The organism is Clostridium sp. LBM24168, from assembly GCF_052953915.1.
This window is the reverse complement of record NZ_CP196861.1, coordinates 1,403,531-1,418,164: the sequence shown is the minus strand read 5'-3', so window position 1 is coordinate 1,418,164 and position 14,634 is coordinate 1,403,531. Positions and strand designations below refer to the sequence as shown.

14 protein-coding genes and 2 pseudogenes are annotated in these 14,634 nt (G+C 29.1%); 13 read left to right on the top strand and 3 right to left on the bottom strand.

Annotation, left to right across the window (positions count from 1 at the left end; all coding sequences use genetic code 11):
* The first annotated feature begins 31 nt into the window (after window positions 1–31).
* The 3 genes from cmk to ACSVC9_RS07050 all read left to right on the top strand — a co-directional run bounded on the left by cmk (window position 32) and on the right by ACSVC9_RS07050 (window position 3,579).
* Window positions 32–700, top strand: coding sequence for a (d)CMP kinase (cmk, locus tag ACSVC9_RS07060; RefSeq protein WP_446899636.1), 669 nt, complete (start codon window positions 32–34; stop codon window positions 698–700).
* A gap of 9 nt (window positions 701–709) precedes the next feature.
* A complete protein-coding gene (locus ACSVC9_RS07055) occupies window positions 710–2,626 on the top strand; it encodes a bifunctional 4-hydroxy-3-methylbut-2-enyl diphosphate reductase/30S ribosomal protein S1 (RefSeq protein ID WP_446899635.1) in 1,917 nt (638 codons plus the stop codon).
* Window positions 2,627–2,700: 74 nt separating this feature from the next.
* Window positions 2,701–3,579 (top strand): GNAT family N-acetyltransferase, encoded by an 879-nt coding sequence (locus ACSVC9_RS07050; protein WP_446899634.1) that lies wholly within the window; start codon window positions 2,701–2,703, stop codon window positions 3,577–3,579.
* A 17-nt stretch (window positions 3,580–3,596) separates the two neighbouring features.
* Here ACSVC9_RS07050 and ACSVC9_RS07045 read toward each other — a convergent pair whose 3' ends face one another.
* The gene (locus ACSVC9_RS07045) at window positions 3,597–4,823 is read right to left on the bottom strand and encodes a pyridoxal phosphate-dependent aminotransferase (RefSeq protein WP_446899633.1); all 1,227 of its coding nucleotides are present in this window, start codon (window positions 4,821–4,823) and stop codon (window positions 3,597–3,599) included.
* Between the two features lie 412 nt (window positions 4,824–5,235).
* Between ACSVC9_RS07045 and ACSVC9_RS07040 the strand changes: the two genes are divergently transcribed.
* Both ACSVC9_RS07040 and ACSVC9_RS07035 read left to right on the top strand, forming a co-directional pair.
* Complete coding sequence (locus ACSVC9_RS07040) at window positions 5,236–5,661, top strand: GNAT family N-acetyltransferase (protein WP_446899632.1); 426 nt, start codon at window positions 5,236–5,238, stop codon at window positions 5,659–5,661.
* Between the two features lie 93 nt (window positions 5,662–5,754).
* Window positions 5,755–6,471, top strand: a complete 717-nt coding sequence (locus ACSVC9_RS07035; protein WP_446899631.1) for a GntR family transcriptional regulator — start codon at window positions 5,755–5,757, stop codon at window positions 6,469–6,471.
* 133 nt (window positions 6,472–6,604) lie between these two features.
* On the opposite strand, the gene ACSVC9_RS07030 is transcribed toward ACSVC9_RS07035, so the two are convergent.
* On the bottom strand, window positions 6,605–7,525 hold the full coding sequence (locus ACSVC9_RS07030; RefSeq protein ID WP_446899818.1) for an IS3 family transposase: 921 nt from the start codon (window positions 7,523–7,525) through the stop codon (window positions 6,605–6,607).
* The gene (locus ACSVC9_RS07025; protein WP_446899630.1) at window positions 7,495–8,178 is read right to left on the bottom strand and encodes a transposase; all 684 of its coding nucleotides are present in this window, start codon (window positions 8,176–8,178) and stop codon (window positions 7,495–7,497) included. Before ACSVC9_RS07025 ends, ACSVC9_RS07030 begins: the two co-directional genes overlap by 31 nt.
* Before the next feature lie 66 nt (window positions 8,179–8,244).
* Between ACSVC9_RS07025 and ACSVC9_RS07020 the strand changes: the two are divergent.
* From ACSVC9_RS07020 to miaB, 8 genes and pseudogenes are all read left to right on the top strand, one after another.
* A pseudogene (locus ACSVC9_RS07020) lies at window positions 8,245–8,661 on the top strand (alpha-D-ribose 1-methylphosphonate 5-phosphate C-P-lyase PhnJ); the annotation flags it as partial.
* A 14-nt stretch (window positions 8,662–8,675) separates the two neighbouring features.
* Window positions 8,676–9,517: pseudogene (locus ACSVC9_RS07015) on the top strand (ATP-binding cassette domain-containing protein).
* A 40-nt stretch (window positions 9,518–9,557) separates the two neighbouring features.
* The gene (locus tag ACSVC9_RS07010) at window positions 9,558–9,872 is read left to right on the top strand and encodes a hypothetical protein (protein WP_446899629.1); all 315 of its coding nucleotides are present in this window, start codon (window positions 9,558–9,560) and stop codon (window positions 9,870–9,872) included.
* A gap of 4 nt (window positions 9,873–9,876) precedes the next feature.
* Window positions 9,877–10,710: an alpha-D-ribose 1-methylphosphonate 5-triphosphate diphosphatase gene (locus tag ACSVC9_RS07005; protein WP_446899628.1), complete on the top strand. Its 834-nt coding sequence runs from the start codon at window positions 9,877–9,879 to the stop codon at window positions 10,708–10,710.
* Window positions 10,711–10,809: 99 nt separating this feature from the next.
* Complete coding sequence (locus ACSVC9_RS07000; protein ID WP_446899627.1) at window positions 10,810–12,120, top strand: ABC transporter permease subunit; 1,311 nt, start codon at window positions 10,810–10,812, stop codon at window positions 12,118–12,120.
* Between the two features lie 258 nt (window positions 12,121–12,378).
* Window positions 12,379–12,618 carry a DUF2164 domain-containing protein gene (locus ACSVC9_RS06995; protein ID WP_446899626.1) on the top strand — a complete coding sequence of 80 codons (240 nt, stop codon included), beginning with the start codon at window positions 12,379–12,381 and terminating at the stop codon, window positions 12,616–12,618.
* A gap of 31 nt (window positions 12,619–12,649) precedes the next feature.
* On the top strand, window positions 12,650–13,078 hold the full coding sequence (locus ACSVC9_RS06990) for a hypothetical protein (RefSeq protein WP_446899625.1): 429 nt from the start codon (window positions 12,650–12,652) through the stop codon (window positions 13,076–13,078).
* Window positions 13,079–13,237: 159 nt separating this feature from the next.
* On the top strand, window positions 13,238–14,611 hold the full coding sequence (gene miaB / locus ACSVC9_RS06985; RefSeq protein WP_446899624.1) for a tRNA (N6-isopentenyl adenosine(37)-C2)-methylthiotransferase MiaB: 1,374 nt from the start codon (window positions 13,238–13,240) through the stop codon (window positions 14,609–14,611).
* Window positions 14,612–14,634 lie beyond the last annotated feature (23 nt).

Here is a 14,634-nt window from a genome sequence, read left to right as displayed (position 1 = left end):
ATTTCCTAACTTGAGAGGAGAGAAATAAAGTTTGAATGTATCTGTAGCAATAGATGGACCAGCGGCTGCGGGCAAAAGTACCATAGCAAATATGATAGCTAAAAAATTTGGCTTTATATATATAAATACAGGTTCAATGTATAGAGCTGTCACGCTTGTGTGCCTGAGATCAGATATTAATTGTAAAGATACAAATAGAATATGTAATTTAATTAAATCTATGGATATGTGCTTTGAAAACAATAGAATTATAGTAAATGGAGAAGATGTAGAAGATGAAATAAGGAATTTATATATAACTAGACATGTATCTGATTATGCAGCTATTAAAGAGGTTAGAGATTTGCTTGTATCTATTCAGCAAAATATGTCGAATAAATATAATGTAGTTATGGATGGAAGAGATATAGGTACAGTAGTTCTTAAATCCGCTCCATTAAAATTTTTCCTGACAGCAAGCCCAGAAGCTAGAGCTAAAAGAAGATATTATGAACTAATCAAAAAAGATTCATCAATAGAATATAATAGGATATTAAATGATATACTAAAAAGAGATCAAATTGATTCTAATAGAAAGGAAGCACCTTTAAAAAAAGCTTGTGATGCAATAGAAATAGATTCATCTGACCTTTCAATAGATCAAGTAGTAGATATTATATCTAATTACATAAAAAAATATATGGAAAGTTTACGCAGCTGAGGTGATATTATGAAAATTATGTTGGCAGATAATGCTGGTTTTTGCTTTGGAGTAAAAAGAGCTGTAGATGAGGCTTTAAATGCCAAATTCAAATATAAAGGTAGAAAAATCTATACATTAGGACCTTTAATTCATAATTCTGATGTTGTAAACAATTTGAAAAAAAAAGGTATATGCCCCATTGGATTGGAAGATATAGGTACTTTAGAAAATAACAGCATAATCATAATACGATCACATGGAGTTTCAAAAAGCGTATTTGATATTTTAAAAAGAAGAAATATGGTAATAATTAATTCTACATGTCCTTATGTATTGAGTATCCAAAAAAAGGTTCAAAAATATAATGAATTAGGTTATTCTATACTTATAATAGGGGATAAAAATCATCCTGAAGTTAAAGGAATAAATGGATGGTGCGAAAATACTGCCATTATATCAAAGGATGGGTCAGATTTAGACAACTTGCCAGCTAAATTATGTATAGTTTCTCAGACTACAGAGAAACAGATAAATTTTCAAAAAGTACTAAACGTAGTAGTAAAAAATTGTAAGGAATTTATAGCTTTTAATACTATATGCAGTGCTACAGAATCCAGGCAAAAAGCTGCAGATATCATTGCCAAAAAAGTTGATGCAATGATAGTTTTAGGTAGTAAGAATAGCTCAAATACCACTAAACTCTACGAAATATGCAAGGTCCATTGTAATAATACAATTCATGTTGAAAATTCAGGAGAAATACCTGATAATATAATTCATTCTAATAAAATAAAAACTATAGGTGTTACAGCAGGAGCTTCAACACCAGATTGGATAATAAAGGAGGCAATTTTGAAAATGAGTGATGACAAAAATTTGGAATTAAATGAGCAATTATCTTATATGGATGAAAATGATAAACAGATAATACTGGGTGAAAAAATTACAGGTACAGTAATATCTGTAAATGACAAAGAAATATTTTTAAATATAGGATACAAATCAGATGGAATACTTCCTAAATCAGAGATAACTAAAAATGAGAGTGATGATTTAACTCAATTAGTTAAATCTGGAGACCAGCTGGAAGTAAAAGTGATAAGGAGACAAAATGAGGATGGCTACGTAGTTCTTTCAAAGTTGGAGCTTGAAAGAGAAAATGCCTATAAGGAATTAAAAGCCGCAAATGAAAGTGGAAATGTACTAAAGGTAGTCGTTAAAGAAGCCGTAAAGGGAGGATTGGTAGCAAATTATAAAGGTGCAAGAGTGTTTATCCCTGCATCTCATGTAGAGTTATATCATGTAGATGATCTTTCCATATATACAGATAAAGAATTTGATGTAAAAATAATAGAATTTAAAGCAGAAAGAAAAGGTACTAGAGTAGTGGCTTCAAGAAGAGACATATTAAGAATAGAAAAGGAGAAACAAGAAGAGGAAACATGGAATACTCTTGAAAAAGATACTGTAGTAGAAGGTGAAGTCAAAAGATTGACTGACTTTGGTGCATTTGTAGATGTACAAGGAGTTGATGGACTTCTACATGTATCAGAATTATCTTGGGGGAGAGTTGGTAAGCCCAGTGATGTATTAAAAGCTGGTGATAAAATAAAAGTATATATATTGGATGTTGATAAAGAAAAAAAGAAGTTGTCACTGTCAATTAGAAAACTTCAAGAAAATCCATGGATAAATGTAGACGTAAAATATCCAGTAGGAAGTGTAGTACTTGGAAAAGTTGTTAGATTTGCAAGCTTTGGAGCATTTGTAGAATTGGAGCCAGGAGTTGATGCATTAGTTCACATATCACAAATAAGTCATAAGAGAATAGATAAGCCAGAAGATATATTAAAAATAGGTGAGGAAATAAAGGCGAAAATATTGGAAGTAAATAAAGAAGATGAAAAAATAGCTTTAAGCATAAAGGAAGTTGATGAAATTTAATTTATAAAGAGTCCATAAAAGCCTCGTAATTTCAAGTGGAGGCTTTTTGGTTATTTTTGTTATTGGAGTAAACTATGTATAAATGTGTAGGATTGGTTAAAAAAAATATAAATTGTTTTCAAAATTTAAATGATAATAGAAATTATTTTAATCCACTGAATAAAGATTTTTTTAAAGATTATCTCAAGAGTAATTTTGCAAAACAAATTCTATTAAGAAGAAAAGTGAAACTTATAAAAGATAATTTAGGTTATATAGGATATATATGGTTTGATATTTCTGAAAAGAAAGTTTGTCATATAAATGCTATGAATATTATAAAAAATTATAATAGTGAGTATTTGCCATATAAATATCTTGTTAATTCTATAAAAAAAAATCTACCTATAACTTATATATGTGAAAAGAAAGATAATAATTTTAATATATTAAATTCTTTAGGATTCACAAAAAAAGATGGTACTTTAATTTTTGAAATTAACATTGATACAGATATGTTTTTTAAACCAAAGGAAAAAACGAATTTTTATGTATTTAAAAAAGGATTAGACGAACAACTTCGTTGTGACATTCAAAATAGAATCTTTGAGGATGAAGGTAGAATACCTTTAACTTTAGAAGATATATACTATGATGAACTTCAAGACTATTATTTTGAAAAGGGTGCTATTTTCTTAAAAAGAAATAATGAATTTATAGGCTATGGACAAATTATATTGGAACATAATTCTACACCAGTTGTGGTAAATTTTGGAGTAGTAAGGGAATATAGAGGAAATGGTTATAGCAGATACCTTTTAAAATATCTGCTAAAAATATGCTATGAAAATAATTTTAAATATATGAAGATAAAAGTAAAAAGTTCAAATTATATTGCTATAAATCTATATAGATCCATGGGATTCAAAATACATAAGCAAATATATAACTGGGAATTGAAACCTTCAGTATGAAATGTGGTAAATAGCTTTCAGTATAAAAGCTGGTTATCACATTTTGACTGTTCTTTTATACTATTATATTCACCTAAAGCTAATTTTAATATATTTAAAGCTTCTTTTATAGATTCTTTATTTATACAGTAGGATATTCTCACTTCATCTTTTCCTAATCCTGGTGTTGCATAGAATCCACTGGCAGGAGCTAACATAATGGTACTTCCATTATAACTGAAGTCTCTTAGAAGAAATTTTGCAAATTCTTCTGAATCTTCAACTGGAAGTTTTGCTATTATATAAAATGCTCCACTTGGTTTCTTGCAAAAAACTCCATCTATATTATTTAGTTCTTTAACTATTAAATTTCTTCTATCTTCATATTTTTTCCTTGTTTCTTCAAAATAGCTCTCTGGAGTTTCTGATAAAGCAGCAGCACCTATTTGCTCTATTGTAGGTGTACAAAGTCTGGATTGGCACAATTTCATTATATTGTACATAAAGTCTTTATTTTTTGAAGCCACAATTCCTATTCTTGCACCACAGGCGCTAAACCTTTTCGATATACTATCTATTATTATTACTCTATTTTGTATGTCTTTCAAGGTAAGTGCAGATGTAAATTTTAGTCCATCGTATACAAACTCCCTATAAACTTCATCAGCTATTAAATACAAATCATATTCATTTGCTATGTCTCCAAGCATTCTCAGTTCATCTTTTGAATATACTATACCTGTAGGATTACCTGGATTTGATATTATTATGGCTTTCGTTCTATTCGTTATTTTATCAACTATATCAGATTTTTTAGGTATGTGAAATCCATTCTCTGATTTGGTTAAAAAAGGTACTATTTTCGTAGATGCAATCTGTGCAAAACTATTGTAATTGGTATAAAATGGCTCTGGAGAAATAACTTCGTCACCAGGATCAAATATAGACATAAAAGTCATCATCAGTGCCTCGCTTCCACCATTTGTTATAGTGAGCTCTTTATTTGTAAATTCAGTTCCCAATTTTTTATAGTAGTCTATAAAGCTGTTCTGCAATTTATTTATACCTTGTGATTCAGTATATTTTAATACGTCTTCCTTAAAATTTGAAACTGCCTTAAAAAAAACTTCTGGTGTTTTTATATCAGGTTGTCCAATATTTAAGTGATATATTTTTTTACCTTTTTTTTCAGCTTCCTCTGCATATGGAATAAGTTTTCTTATGGATGAGAACTCCATATTTAGTATTCTATTAGATAATTTCATTAATTAAGCCCCCCTGCTCCTAAATATTTCTATTTTATAATACTTTCTGTAGGAATATGAATTGATTTTAATTCAAACATGCAATTATATTTTAATTGACTAAAGTAAGATCTATCGCAAATGCAATCTGCTCTCATATTATTATTTTTTTTCTTGAATTCATTAATGAATTTTATATCATACATTTAAATCACTCCTTTTAACAGGAGTTTACCCAGAAAGATACTTATTTATTCTATACAATGTATATTAAACTTTAATAATCATTAATTATATTTTATATATCATTAGAATATAATTAAAGAGCCACCTAGCACATTTTTTATATATACAGTGGTTCTTTAATTATAGATATCTTAATTTATAATTAAATTTGTGAACACAAAAACAATTATAGAAAGTTGGAATTCATATGAGAAATTATATAATAGAAAGAGCCACTGAACAAGATCTGGATCTAATAGAAAGTGGATTGGTTAAATATAATCTATCAAAAGTTCCTTTAATTCAGAAAGAACCATTTATCCCTATAAATAGAGTAATAAAAGACTCAAGTGAATACATTATAGCAGGTATTAACAGTAGGTTATATTGCTGGAACTGTTGTTATATAGATATTTTATGGGTAAGAGAAAATTATAGAAATCAAGGTTATGGGAGCATTTTATTAAAAGAAGTTGAGAGATTTGCTAAACAGAACAATGGATATATAATGCATTTAGATACATTTGATTTTCAAGCAAAAGATTTTTATATAAAACATGGTTATAAAATTTTTGGAGCTCTGGAAAATGTTCCCAAAGGACATACAAGATATTATATGAGCAAAGATTTGTAAAATAGATAAATTTTAAAATATTGAATGTTAAATAATAGAATTGTATAATAACATTATATATAATATTTTAGATAAAAAACTGAGGTGAAATCTATGAGGGATAATACTGATGCTGAAACTAAAATTATAGATGAATTAATATACAACATCAATAATAAAAAATATAATAGCAATGATAAATTACCATCAGAAAATTATCTAGCCGATATTTATAAAGTTCCAAGAATAGTTGTTAGAAAGGCCTATGAAAGATTACATGAAATGGGTTATATTTATTCTAAATGGGGTAAAGGAAGGTTTTTAAAACATAGACATGAACCTATTGATTTAATTTTATCTGGTGACAAAAGTTTTAGTGAAAAAATGATAAAAAAAAGATATGATTTTTTATCTCAAAATGTATGTTTTGAAAGAATAAAATATAATGAAAAAATTTTTATTGAACTGGGTGCAGATGTCAACGAAAAAGTATATAAAATTGGAAGGTTAAGAATAATAAATCAAATACCAATGGCATTACATATATCCTATATATCTTCAATCACTTTTCCCAATATAGAAGAATTCGGTAATAAAATAACATCCATGTTTGAATATTATAGAAATAACGGTTACAGTAAATTCACATCAGAAAAAAGTATTTTAAGTGTTTCATTTCCAACAGAAGAAGAAAGAAAGATATTAAAATGTCATAGTTTGATTCCATTACTGATATTGGAAACCAATTCTTGTGATGCCAAAACAAAAAAAATACTTGAATATACAAAGATTTTGTATAGGTGTGATCACTTCAAATACATAATTAAATAGAAAACAATCTAAAATATTTAAAAATTGGTTAAAAGGCTGCTGCATAATTTGAACTGCTCCCTGTCAAGTAGACAGATGAAAAAATATAAGGTTTTTGTATCTCCAGTCACTCTTTTGTGGCTGGAGGTATTTTTTATGCTACTTTATTTTTGAGATACTCCCTGTACTCCAACGGGGTCATACAGTTTAAACGTTTTTGATAGCGTCCTGTATTATAATAATCTATGTAATCGACGACCGCTTGTCGTAGTTCTTCATAAGTATTAAATGATTTCAAGTAATACATTTCTGATTTCAACATTCCCCAGAAGGCTTCCATTGGTCCATTATCAATACATCTTGCAACTCTTGACATACTCTGTGTCATACCTGCATTATCTAATTTTTTCTTAAAAGACTTCGAGGTATATTGGAATCCTCTATCACTATGGAAAATAGGTTTTTCATCTGGATGTTGTTCATGTGCTAAATCAAATGTTTCAAAAACAAGAGCGTTATTATTTGAGTGTCCTACCACAAAAGACACAATACTCTTGTCTCCTAAATCTAAAATTGCACTAAGGTATGCTTTACTACTTATGCCATACTTCATTTCAGTTACATCAGTGAGCCACTTTTCTCCAAATGCTTCCGCATTAAATTCTCTTTTTAGAACATTTTCAGCTGTTACCTGTGGAGTAGATTTAATATAGTTCTTTCTCTTTCTTCTGCAAACGGACTTCAGATTTAATATTTGCATGAGTCTGTAAATGCGTTTTTGATTTATATGAAAATCATTTTCACGATTAAGTCTTATAGTCATCTGACGGTAACCAAGGATGCCTCCTTTTTCTTCGTATTCATCTTTGATTAATGGTAATAAGGACTGGTTAAATAATTCATTCTTGCCTTCTTTGCGATTTAACCATTTATAATAAGATGAACGCGAGATATTTGCAAATTCACATAATTCAGATATAGAACATCCTTTTTCATCATGAGTCTCTTGAATTGCAAGGTAAAGTGATTCGTTTTGAACCTGACTTAGGACCGCCTCCTTTCTATTTCGTCTAATTTTTTTAAGAATGCCATCTCCATTTCTTGACGTTTATTCTGAGCCTTGAGAAGTCGGTTTTCTGAACGCAGCATCTCAAGTTCTGCCATCTCACTTTCTGGTTTAGTACGGCCTCTTTGATCCAAAAGCCCATCAACACCCTTGTCCTTATATTTCTTCATCCATGTATAGATTTGCTGATAGGATACTTGATATTTTTTGGCTGTTTCAGCATAATTATTTTCATGTTCAATACAATACTGAACAATTTCAATTCGTTCATCGTAAGTAGTTTTCCGTCCTTTAGTCATGATAGTAGTTCCTCCTTTGCCAGAAGATTTTAATTTTTCATGACTATTATACTTTAAAATCCATTGTCGTAGTTGAGTAGTTGAACGAATTTTATATTTGGTAAGAATCTGTGGAACTGTAAGTCTATGACTAAAATAATCATCCACTGCTTGTTGCTTTACTTCTGCAGAATAACGTGTGCATGAATTACTTGACTTTAATCCTTCGACTCCGAAAGTATTATACAAACGAATCCAGTCTTTCAATCCTTGCTGGCTCACATTATAAATACGACAACTTTCCCTAAAACCATTCGTACCATTCAAATATCCAGTTACAATCTGGATTTTTTCTTCAAAAGAAAATTTATGTTTAAAAGACATAGAAAATACTCCCTTCTAGATAGCAAGTTTTTATTATTTCACTTGTCTACCTAAAAGGGAGCATATCAAAAAGAATATAGTGGCGTTTGGCTTATGCTTTTTGAACGAATTATGAAATATGGTACTATGGCAACTGGTGCGGACCATCCAGTTATTGTTAATGATAGATATGTAATGGCTCCAAGTCCTATACCTCGTTTTGATAATAATAAAATGAATTATTCCGAAGCTTTAATTCTTTTAGGAGCAGGTAGAGAAAAAAAGATATATGCGGTACCTCCTTATACTAAAGTAAGTTCTCTATGCTTTGAGGATTATGAATTTAAACCGGAAAACTTTGAAGGTAAAAGATGTAGGTTATGTGGAGCATCTAATGTATACCTTGATGAGTTTATTGATAATGAAACTGGTGAAAAATACTATCAATGTAATGATACAAGCTATTGCTTGATGAGAATGAATAATAAATTAGTCAATAATTGAGGTGGTGATTTAAAATGGAATCTCTTGAAGAACCAATACTGAAGGTTTTAAATCTAAATAAGCAGTTTGGAAATGGTTGTGAGAAGTGTAATGAATCAAAAAATAGGTTGAAAAAAAATTTTTGCTCTGAATGCGGTACGGTATATGCTTGCCAGGATATTTCTTTTGACTTATATAAAGGAGAAATACTTGGTGTTGTAGGAGAAAGTGGTAGTGGTAAATCTACCATGATGGAATGTCTGTATTTTGATAAAGAAGTTACCTCTGGAGAGTTATATATACGTACATACAAAAATGGTAAAGTAAATATATTTTCAGAATCTTCTCAGCAAAGGCGATTCATAAAAAATAATATTTTGGGGAAAGTCTACCAAAGTCCTATACAGGGCTTGAGAATGAATTTTTCTTCCATAGTAATATTGCTGAAAATCTAATCTCAGCTGGTCACAGAAATGTAAACTGTATGGAGGAAATAGGTAAAACCCTTCTGGAAAGAGTGAATATTCCATTATTTAGAATAAAAGAAGCTCCCAAAAATTTTTCTGGTGGAATGCAACAAAGAGTTCAAATTGCCAAAGCATTATCAAATAATCCGCCTATTTTATTATTAGATGAGGTTACAACAGGTTTAGATCTATCAGTACAAGCAAATGTACTTGATCTAATTAAAGAAATTCAAAGAGATCTTGGCATAAGTATGATTGTCGTATCTCATGATCTAGGAGTTATAAGGATGCTTGCAGATAGAACCATTGTCATGCTTAATGGGAAAATTATTGAGAGAGGTCTTACAGATCAAATACTTGAAGATCCACAATCTGCATACACACAACAATTAGTATATTCACTTTTATAATAACCTTGATAAATTAAGATCCAAAAGGAGGCTTTAACTAGTGTACTTAATTAAAAATGGAAAAATAGTGACTGAAAATGAAATATTAGTGGGATATGTCCTGATAATTGAAAATGATTTAATCAAAGAAGTAAAGAAAGATATACAGATAAAAAATTATGATTTTAAGGATATAATTGATGCCAATGGTGGATATATAGTACCTGGATTCATAGATATACACTCAGATTATATTGAGACCATGTCTGCACCAAGACCAACTTCAATTATAGATTTTTCTATAAGTTTAAGAGAAGAAGAAAAGATTTTAATTAATGAAGGAATAACAACTATACTATGGATAGGAATGAGTTGAAAATGTGCCTATAAGAAATCCTGCAAATGTAAAAAAAATAATCAATATTATTGATAAGATACACAGAAATAAGCATCTTATTAGACACCGATTTCATGCAAGAATTGAAATAGATAATGTTAATGAAATAGACAATATAAAAAAATATATTGAAAATGATAAGGTGCAGTTGATTTCTTTTATGGATCATACTCCAGGTCAAGGACAATATAGAAATTTAGAGATATATAGAAAAACTCTTAGAGCTTATAGAAATCTATCAGATGAAAAAATAGAAAAAATTATTGACATCAGTAAGTACAAGGAAAAAATAACGGATGAAACATTAAAGGAAATTGCTGACCTAGCCATTAAGAAAAATATTTCAGTTGCTTCTCATGATGATGATAGCTTTGAAAAATTGAAGATTGTTAAAAACTACGGTGCAAAGATAAGTGAATTCCCTGTAACTCTAGATATTGCAAAATCTGCTAAAAGTATGGGAATGTATACAGTTGCAGGAGCACCGAATGTATTATTAGGCAAATCTCATACAGGAAATTTATGTGCAATAGAAGCTATAAGAAATAATTATATTGATATACTTTGCAGCGATTATTATCCAGCTGCTATGCTTCATGCAGTGTTCCTCCTCAATGAAAAATACGGTATGGATTTAAATGAAATTTTTAATATGGTTACGATAAATCCTGCAAAGGCAGTAAATATGGATAATACCATAGGATCAATAGAAGAAGGCAAAAAGGCAGATATAATTATAATAGAAAAATTAAATAATGAATTCCCAGTAATCACATCAGCTTTTGTTGATGGAAAGTTAATTTCTAAGACTAATTAGTGTTTGATGGCTTACCTAATTTACTTAATGATAAGATTATAGAAAATATTTATGATACCTCTATTAATAATTTAATGCTCAAAAAGGAGGAAAAATTAAATGCTTGAAACTAAAAAGCGCATAACTCTAACGGATAGAAAAAGAAACAAATATTATAACTTATCCTTAATTATTATAGCAATTCTTTTTGCTACATCTACTTTTTTTACTCAGTACAATCCATTTGAAATACTCTTTAACTACAATAATTTAATAAACTTTATAGCCAAAGAATTTTTACCACCTGACATTACAAAAGTAAAGGAAACGAGTTTGGCATTGCTTCAAACCTTTGAAATGGCAGTAGCTTCTACTTTTTTAGCTTCTATTTTTACGTTTATCTTATCCTTTTTTGGGTCAAGTATAATTTTCCATTTACCTTTATTAAATAAGATTATAAGATTAATTGGATCTTTTATGAGAAATATTCCTACTTTAGTTTGGGCGCTTATACTCGTAATGGCTTTTGGAATAGGGATTTCTGTTGGATTATTAGCTCTATTTATAACATCTTTTGGATTTTTGTTAAGGGCATATATTGAAACCATTAAAAAACAAAGTGGAATTATCAGAATGAATTCAAATGGAAAAATTAAAATAAATAATCCTCAAAATAATATGGTTTTAAAAATTTTTATTATAGTTATATTGTTCATTTCAATAATATCTACTTTTAATCTCAATATAGAATGGAGCAAGGTTATATTAAGATTTAACTTTTTAGGTGAGATTTTTATAAAATTGTCAAAATTCAATTTCGATGATTTTGATTTAATTCTAAGTGGATTTGCAGATTCCATTGAAATAACTATATTGGCAACAATATACAGTATATTTGCAGGATTATTATTAGGTGCATTTATGGCCACAAATATAACTCCTAATAGACCTTTGGCAATATTACTTACTTCAATATGTTCATTTATAAGGGCGGTACCAACAGTAATATGGGTGCTTTTATTTCTTACTTGTCTGGGCCTCGGACCAGTACCTGGAATTCTCGGGCTCTTTTTACATTCTAGTGCTTTTTTCGCCAAATCATTTTCAGAAAGTTTTGAAGAGATTCCTACTGATGTTATTGAGGCAGTTAAAGCTACCGGTGCAACAGATATTCAAATTTTCTTTAGTGTAATTTTGCCGGCTTCTTTTACCTCTCTTATAGCATGGATTTCAATGAGATTTGAAATAAATTTTGGTCAATCAAGTATACTTGGTATGGTAGGAGCTGGAGGAATAGGCTATTCAATATATTCTAGCATATCTTGCTATAATTATGGACGTGCTAGTATCTCTATACTTCTTGTGTTTATTTTTGCCTACTTAATTGAAATTATATTTACCGCCATAAAATATAATTTAAAAGTAAATTAGATTAATTTTGTATTTGTTCATAAAGTAAATGATTAATTAATAAATTTGGCACAGCATTGTAACAAAGTTTATTTAATATGATAATAACATACCAAATAACATAATAGTTCCCTATAACAAGGTAAGCATTTGGGGTAATCCCTCCGGATGCTTACTTTTATTATTTTTACATTAAGGTACATGGACATCATCTCCTTTTTATAATATACTTACAGTTAAAGCTGTATTATAATGTTATAGATATCGGAGGTACTATAATTGAGAAGTAAAAATAAAATACAATTAACTAGTGAAGTAAAGAAAGCTATGATTGATAGAATAAAAAATTATTTTTCAAATGAGAGAGAAGAAAAATTAGGAGATTTAGCTGCAGGGCTAATCTTAGAATTTATTATAGATGAATTGGCTCCAGAATTTTATAATCAAGGAGTTTATGATTCATATAAATACATGAATGAAAGAGTTGAAGATTTGTTATCAATTCAAAGATATCAATAATATTATTAATCGTAAGAGAGGTAAAATGAAAATGAGAGGCATTGCTGGACTGCTTGGATGGCTTGCTGTGTGGTGTTACACTATAGCATTATTTAATTATTTTATGAAGTATATAAACAAAAGGTATATAAATAAGCTTTCAAATAATAAAAAACAATATAAAGATTTATATAGGCTTGTTATGAGGTATATAGTTAAATATCATAAAATTGCTGGAATATTTGCATCAATAGCTTTAGTAGGACATCTATACCTTATGTATAATTTTAGAGGATTATCAATACCAGGACTTGTAGCAGCTGTAATTATGTTGATAGTATTTATTTTGGGTATATATGGTACTTTTATAAACAAGAATATAAGGGGGTCATGGATTAAATTTCATAGGACTCTAGCATTTACTTTAATAGTTTTAATAGGACTTCATATAACGTTTTCACGATTTTTGTTGATACGGTAATTTTATCCTTAACCATTATGATTATTAGTTCCATTACAAATAGTTTTTATTTAATTATCGTATTTTATCCAATATATAGAACTGAAAATATGTATGTTTACACAAATAGTCATTAAGGATATAATTGTATAGTAAAAACAATATGAATGGAGTATTAATATGAATATACAATTAAATTATATAGATGACAGAAGACAAAATAAAAATTGCAATAGAAAAACATTTTTTATAGAGACATGGGGATGCCAGATGAATGAAGAGGACTCTGAAAAATTATCTGGCATGCTTAAAAATATAGGATACACTAGGACTGATGAAAAAACCAGTGCAGATATAATACTATTTAACACATGCTGTGTTCGGGAAAATGCAGAGCTCAAAGTATATGGGAATCTGGGAATGCTTAGAAAATTAAAAAAAAATAATCCTAATTTGATAATAGCAATATGTGGTTGTATGATGCAGGAGAAAAATATGGCTGAAGACATAATAAAAAGGTTCCCTTTTGTTGACATAATATTTGGTACTCACAATTCCTATAAATTTCCTGAATATTTAAATAGAGTAATGCATGGTGGAAACTCCATAATAGAAATACAGCAAAAAGAAGATAGAATTATAGAAGGTCTTCCTATTGACAGGGAAAGCAATATAAAGGCCTTCGTAACTATAATGTACGGCTGCAATAATTTTTGCACATACTGTATAGTCCCATATGTAAGAGGACGTGAAAGGAGTAGAAACCCAGAAAATATAGAAGAAGAAATAAAATTTCTAGTAGATAATGGATATAAGGAAATAACACTACTAGGACAAAATGTCAATTCTTATGGGAAGGACTTAAATCCAAAAGTTAATTTTGCCCAGCTTTTAAGAAGGTTGAATAGTATACAAGGACTAAACAGAATCAGATTTATGACTCCCCATCCAAAAGATTTTACAGACGATGTTATATCTTCCGTGGCTGACTGTGATAAATTATGTGAACATATTCATTTACCAGTTCAATCAGGATCTACAAGACTTTTAAAAAAGATGAACAGGAATTATTCTAGAGAGCAATATTTGAATCTCATATATAAAATAAAACAAACTATTCCAAATGCTGCTATAACCACGGACATAATAGTTGGCTTTCCAGGTGAAACGGAATCCGATTTTAAAGAAACTCTAAGTCTTGCTAAAGAAGTTCAGTATGATTCTGCCTTTACATTCATATTCTCAAAACGAAAAGGGACTCCAGCTAGTAAAATGGAGGATCAGATTCCAGATGATATAAAGCATGAAAGATTCGATAGATTGATCAAAGTCATAAACGAATCTTCCGCTAAAAAGAATAAATTATATGAGGGTAAAGTAGAAGAAATACTTGTGGAAGGGAAAAGCAAGAATGACAACAGCAAGCTTATGGGAAGAACACGAACTGGTAAGTTGGTTAATTTTATAGGTAAAAGCACAGATATAGGAAAATTAGTAAATGTTCATATAATAGGTTCAAACTCGTTTTCGCTTTCAGGTGAAGAAGTAGATTAAAAAATTATAATGAAATAAATAAA

Excerpts from the sequence above, each read along its gene's own strand:
- ACSVC9_RS07040 (WP_446899632.1), top strand. The coding sequence starts at position 5,236 with ATGAGAAATTATATAATAGAAAGAGCCACTGAACAAGATCTGGATCTA.
- ACSVC9_RS06990 (WP_446899625.1), top strand. The coding sequence starts at position 12,650 with ATGAGAGGCATTGCTGGACTGCTTGGATGGCTTGCTGTGTGGTGTTAC.
- ACSVC9_RS07000 (WP_446899627.1), top strand. The coding sequence starts at position 10,810 with ATGCTTGAAACTAAAAAGCGCATAACTCTAACGGATAGAAAAAGAAAC.
- ACSVC9_RS07055 (WP_446899635.1), top strand. The coding sequence starts at position 710 with ATGAAAATTATGTTGGCAGATAATGCTGGTTTTTGCTTTGGAGTAAAA.
- ACSVC9_RS07050 (WP_446899634.1), top strand. The coding sequence starts at position 2,701 with ATGTATAAATGTGTAGGATTGGTTAAAAAAAATATAAATTGTTTTCAA.
- miaB (WP_446899624.1), top strand. The coding sequence starts at position 13,238 with ATGAATATACAATTAAATTATATAGATGACAGAAGACAAAATAAAAAT.
- ACSVC9_RS07035 (WP_446899631.1), top strand. The coding sequence starts at position 5,755 with ATGAGGGATAATACTGATGCTGAAACTAAAATTATAGATGAATTAATA.
- ACSVC9_RS07025 (WP_446899630.1), bottom strand. The coding sequence starts at position 8,178 with ATGTCTTTTAAACATAAATTTTCTTTTGAAGAAAAAATCCAGATTGTA.
- ACSVC9_RS07045 (WP_446899633.1), bottom strand. The coding sequence starts at position 4,823 with ATGAAATTATCTAATAGAATACTAAATATGGAGTTCTCATCCATAAGA.